The sequence below is a fragment of the Bradyrhizobium sp. STM 3809 genome (genome assembly GCF_000239795.1).
Classification (GTDB): domain Bacteria; phylum Pseudomonadota; class Alphaproteobacteria; order Rhizobiales; family Xanthobacteraceae; genus Bradyrhizobium.
This window is the reverse complement of the sequence record NZ_CAFJ01000488.1, coordinates 1-1713: the sequence shown is the minus strand read 5'-3', so window position 1 is coordinate 1713 and position 1713 is coordinate 1. Positions and strand designations below refer to the sequence as shown.

Genomic DNA, 1713 nt, shown 5'->3' with positions numbered 1-1713 from the left:
AGCCTGCGCCGCGCGCAGCCGCTCGACGGCTTCGCTCAGCCGCTGCAATTCGCTCGGCTTGCCCGACGCCCTGGTCGCCAGCTCGCCCAGCACCTTCTCGAGCCGATCGAGCCGCTCGGCCGATTTGTTGAGCTCGACCAGGCTGGTCTGATTGGTCTGGTCGAGGCTCGCCTTGAGGGTGGCGAGCTCGTTGTCGATCCGCGAGATCGCGGCGCTCAGCGTCGGATCCGCGGCAGCGCCCGCGCCGCTCTCGGCCACGCCGCCTTGCGCATTGCGGTCGATGAAGGTGGCCGTCACCAGACCGCCGGCCACGCCGCCGACCACCATCGCCAGCAGCACGACCGCGGCGACGGCCGGCAGCCCGATTCGGCCCGTCGGCATCGCGCGTGCGGCCTTGCCAGCCTGCGGCGGCAGGGAGGCGGCAGCCGCCGCCCCCGTTGCAGCCGGCGACGGCTTGGCGGCCGGATTGAACTTGAACGGCTCGGCCTTCAGCTTGGCCTTGGCCCAGGCGGTGGCCTTGTCGACTGCCGCCCCGGCCATCGCGGCCGCGCGCGGAGCCTCCGTCGCGATGGCCGGAGTCGCGGCGGCCGGACGCACGGCCGGCGCCTCGGGCTTGGCCGCAGCGGCCGGCTTTTGCGCAACGTCCGGCTTGATCGCGGGCTCGGCCTTCATGACCGGCTCCGGCTGCGCGGAGACCTCGGGCTTGGCCAGAGGCTCCGCCTTCGCGATCGGGTCGGGCTTGGCGATCGGCTCAGCCTTGGCAATCGGCTCAGGCTTGGCGATCGGCTCAGGCTTGGCGGCGCCTTCGAACTTCGCGGCCGTACCAGGCTTCGCCGCCGTCTCCGCCTTGATCGCCGTCTCCGGCTTCACGGGCATCTCCGGCTTCGGCGCCGTGCTTCCCATCGGGCCGATCTTCGGCGGGTTGGCCGCCAGCGTCGACAGCTTGGGCGTCTCGACCTTGAGCAGGTCGCCGGCCGCAGCCACGGTCTTCACCGGCTCCGGCTTGACCGGCTCGGTCCTGATCAGATCCAGAATGGTGGACGGCGATTTGGCAGCGCCCTGGGCGGCTTTGGTCGGCCCCGACTTCGCGCCGGCAATTTTGACGGGTTCGGCCTTGACCGCATCCGCCTTCGCCTTGTCGGATTTGACCAGATCGAGCCGCTTCGGCTCGGGCTTCACCGCCTCGGGTGCCGTCGGCTCGGCCTTCATTTCAGTCTCGGCCCGGGCGGCCTCGACAACGACGGGTTCGGACGTTGCTTCCGGCTTCGGCGCGGCCAGTTCGGGCGCGGCCTTCACATCGTCGGACGCGCGGTCGGCGAGCGGCGCCTCGTGATCGGGCGCGATCATCGCTTGCGCGAGCGGCGCTGGGCCTGCTTCCGCGGCATGGAGTGCATCGGGGGACGCAGAGGTCTTCAGCACCGGCTCAGCATCGGCGATGGCCGGATCGGCCATGACCAGGCTGGACTGTTCGGCCTTTTGCTCGCTCACGTTCAAGTCTCCGGATGACGTTGAGCCCTTGGTAACCTTAGTTAGCGTTTGATTGATTGCCAAAATCTTACTTTTGCTGGGCTTACCTGGGTTTTAGGGATTCATCCGGGGCGGATTTGCGCCGACAAGGTGGAACAGATGTGGCGGGCGGTGCCCGAATATTCGGCGCTGACCGGCCTTTTCCCTGCGCAGGATCGGCTTTGCACATCAGCACAGCGAGCAGCA

1 protein-coding gene is annotated in these 1713 nt (G+C 69.0%); it reads right to left on the bottom strand.

The genetic code is table 11. The features are described from left to right. Nucleotides 1–1488, bottom strand: a 1488-nt coding sequence (locus BRAS3809_RS22530; RefSeq protein ID WP_035657703.1) for a hypothetical protein, incomplete at its 3' end; no start/stop codon positions are given. Nucleotides 1489–1713 lie beyond the last annotated feature (225 nt).